The sequence below is a fragment of the Escherichia sp. 20412-1 genome (assembly GCF_003027595.1).
Lineage (GTDB): Bacteria > Pseudomonadota > Gammaproteobacteria > Enterobacterales > Enterobacteriaceae > Escherichia > Escherichia marmotae.
The window spans coordinates 1-246 of the sequence record NZ_PYQM01000148.1; the positions used below are offsets into that span (position 1 = coordinate 1).

1 rRNA gene is annotated in these 246 nt (G+C 50.8%); it reads right to left on the reverse strand.

The features are described from left to right. Positions 1 to 140 precede the first annotated feature (140 nt). A 23S ribosomal RNA gene (locus C7B16_RS24440) occupies positions 141 to 246 on the reverse strand; the annotation flags it as partial.

Consider the following 246-nt stretch of genomic DNA (forward strand, 5'->3'; position numbering starts at 1 on the left):
GTTCGGCATGGGGTCAGGTGGGACCACCGCGCTATCTCCGCCAGGCAAATTCTGTTGTATTAACCCGCTTATCGCCGGTTAATCTAATCTGTATCAGGCTGAAAATATTCTCTCATCCGCCAAAACATCTTCGGCGTTGTAAGGTTAAGCCTCACGGTTCATTAGTACCGGTTAGCTCAACGCATCGCTGCGCTTACACACCCGGCCTATCAACGTCGTCGTCTTCAACGTTCCTTCAGGAGACTT